Origin of the sequence: Idiomarina sp. UBA3162, from assembly GCF_002364475.1 — a bacterium.
Taxonomy (GTDB): domain Bacteria; phylum Pseudomonadota; class Gammaproteobacteria; order Enterobacterales; family Alteromonadaceae; genus Idiomarina.
Genome location: NZ_DEYI01000106.1, coordinates 1,043 through 4,183 on the forward strand (window position 1 = coordinate 1,043; position 3,141 = coordinate 4,183).

Annotated in this window: 3 protein-coding genes; all 3 read left to right on the forward strand. The window is 46.2% G+C overall.

The window, feature by feature from the left end; translation table 11 throughout:
- On the forward strand, positions 1 to 1,387 hold a 1,387-nt coding region (locus B2X00_RS12325), incomplete at its 5' end, for an NAD-glutamate dehydrogenase domain-containing protein (RefSeq protein ID WP_290487953.1).
- Positions 1,387 to 2,394, forward strand: a complete 1,008-nt coding sequence (pyrD, locus tag B2X00_RS12330) for a quinone-dependent dihydroorotate dehydrogenase (protein WP_290487954.1) — start codon at positions 1,387 to 1,389, stop codon at positions 2,392 to 2,394. The genes B2X00_RS12325 and pyrD, both read left to right, overlap by 1 nt.
- Before the next feature lie 60 nt (positions 2,395 to 2,454).
- Entirely contained in the window at positions 2,455 to 3,012 is a 558-nt protein-coding gene (locus B2X00_RS12335; RefSeq protein WP_414653762.1) for a cell division protein ZapC domain-containing protein, read from the forward strand.
- Positions 3,013 to 3,141 lie beyond the last annotated feature (129 nt).

Below are 3,141 nucleotides of genomic sequence, written 5' to 3' on the forward strand. Positions count from 1 at the left end.
TAATACCGACTTTGTCGATAACGTCGGTGGCGTGGACTGTTCAGATAACGAAGTGAATATCAAAATCTTGCTGAATGGTTTGGTCAATAATGGTGACCTCACTAAGAAACAGCGCGACAAGTTACTTTACGACATGACTGACGAAGTGGCTGAGATTGTTCTTGATGACTGTAATCGTCAGACTCAATCGCTATCGATTACCGCGCTGCGTGGTGCCGACCAGATTAAAGAACTACAACGCTTTATTCATCAATTAGAGCGTGATGGTGCGCTCAATCGTACACTTGAGTTCTTGCCATCTGATGATGAGTTGGCTGAACGTCAAGCACAAAACAAAGGTTTAACGCGTCCTGAATTGTCGGTACTTACGGCATATGGGAAAATGGTACTGAAAGAACAATTGATTACCGACGAGATCACTGAGGATCCTTTCCACGGTAAAGCATTATTCCGCTCGTTCCCTAAGCCGTTACAAAAGCAGTTTGCGGACTCAATGGCGTCACACCCATTGAAAGGTCAAATTATTGCAACCAAGTTAGCGAACACCATTGTTAACGATATGGGACCTAACTTCGTTTACCGCAAGCAAGAAGCAACCGGTGCAACGATCGCAGAAGTGGCGTCATCGTTTGTTGTAGCGCGTGAGTGTTTCCGAGTTGAAGAACTTTGGGATGCTATCGAAGCGTTAAACAACAAAGTGCCTGCTGAAACACAGAACGATATCTTGTTCCAAGTGCGTCGTATGGTACGCCGCGCAACACGTTGGTTCCTGCGTCATCGCAATACCAAGTTGAACGGTATTCAGGAGCATATCGACTTCTATATGCCGGCGTTTGATGACTTACGCAAGAATTGCTTGAGCTACATGAATGAAGATGAAGCAACGGTTATTCAGAAATCAATCGATCGCTATGTAGAGCAGGGGCTTCCAAAAGAGTTAGCTCAGGAAGTTGCAAGCTTGAGCACGGTATTCTCTGCGATGGATATCGCTGAGATCGCTGATGACACTAAGCAGTCGTACCAGACGGTTGGTAATATGTATTTCTATCTGGGAGCGCGTTTGAACCTGCATTGGTTCTTGAACCAGATTAACAATCAACCAGTAGCCAACCACTGGCAAGCGTTAGCACGGGCTGCATTCCGCGAAGAGTTAGATTGGCAGCAACGCGCATTGACTTTAGTCGTGCTGAAGTCAGCCTCAGATATTGGTGAACCACTCCAAATGCTTGATGACTGGATGGAGCAAAACGAGTCACTGTTGCAACGTTGGCAGTCGATGTTATCGGACTTCCGCACCACGAAGAGTCATGAGTTTGCTAAATTCTCAGTGGCACTCCGTGAACTGATGCTGTTGAGCCACAACTGTGCGCCTAAGGTTTCAGCCTAGTGTATAACCTGGTCAGAAAATGGCTGTTTAACCAAGATGCCGAGCGTTCACACGACTGGACGCTTGGTTTTTTACGCCGCTTTGCTAACACCCCGCTATCGATGGTTTGGCGCCAGAAGTTGCCCGCCAAGCCGGTCACAGTAATGGGTATTCAGTTTCCTAACCCGGTGGGACTCGCCGCCGGGCTTGATAAGAATGCTCGCTGCATGACCGGTTTTGGGCAAATGGGCTTTGGTTTTATTGAAGTGGGGACTGTGACACCCAAGCCTCAACCGGGCAACCCAAAACCTAGACTATTTCGCTTAGTCAAAGATGAAGCCATCATTAACCGAATGGGTTTTAATAATGACGGTGTTGATGCGCTTGTTGAACAGGTCAAGCAACGCACGTATAAAGGCGTGTTAGGTATTAATATTGGTAAAAACAAAGTCACTGAAGAGCAAGACGCCCTGCAGGACTACATTGCGTGTTTAGTTAAGGTTTATCCTTATGCGGACTACGTCACTATCAATATTTCTTCGCCCAATACACCTGGGTTGCGTAACTTCCAACATGGCGATGCATTAAACAGTTTGTTAGCTGGCTTAAAAGCTGAGCAGAAAAAGCTGGCGGAAGTACATAACAAATATGTGCCGCTGGTCGTTAAAATAGCACCTGATCTGAGCGCAGAAGAAGTGCGTACCATGGCAGAAGCGTTTAACGAGCAGGGCATTGATGGTGTGATAGCGACCAATACGACGCTGTCCCGTGATGGATTGTCCGATAAAACGTTAGCTGATGAGGCCGGCGGTCTGAGTGGCAAGCCTGTACGTGATAGAAGTACCGATGTCATTCGTCTTTTGCGTGATGTGCTCGATGACGCGATCCCTATCATAGGTGTCGGTGGGATTGACTCGGCCGCAGCGGCAAAAGAGAAACTCGATGCAGGTGCGGCGTTAGTACAGGTTTACACAGGATTTATCTACAAAGGACCCAAGCTGATAAAGGATATTGTGAATATCTTGTAAAGTTGGGTGACTTTGGGTACTCTATTTGGCAATTTTATAACAACATTCATAATAATAAAGGTGCGCAAGTTGGAACTTAATCAACACATGTGCTGGCTCTACGATGATCATGCTCAACCATTGTCCGTTCAGACAGGGGATGGCGTGCCTTTCCGATTGCCCTATAAACACAAGCAACTTGTGAATGTTGATTTTTCCTCAGCGCCTTTTAATATCGAAGATCTTACTTTACTTCAGAACTTCGTCGACGTGTTAGAAGGTTACTCTGCAGAAGAAATTGGAACCTCACTCGAGCATGCTGCGCTTTGTGCTGCGGCGTTCGTGCGTTTTGGCTGTCCACAAATGCCACAGAGTTGGCATTTTCAGAAGTCGAATATCGAAGAGTGGGCGCCTGAACGCCATATTTGTGAGCTTAATAGCGGTTTTGATGATGGTTTATGTTTGATTATCGACCGTGACGAGGAGTTTGCATCGTGCTTATTGTTGTCAGGAGATATGCAGCTTTCACCTATCAAGACACTTAAGCAGTACCATGTCATTAAAGTGCTGCACAATCGCTTACTGCCCTCAACGCTTGAAATGCGTCAAACGATGTTATCCAACCAACGTTTAGCCTAACGTATCAGCGTTTCTTGGTGTGCTTCTTCAAACAGGGTATATAATTGTTTATTAGATGCTTAGTTTAGACAAGAGTAAAACAGGAAGTGCAATGGAAGGCATCGGAATTGGTTGCGGGGGCAGGATTTG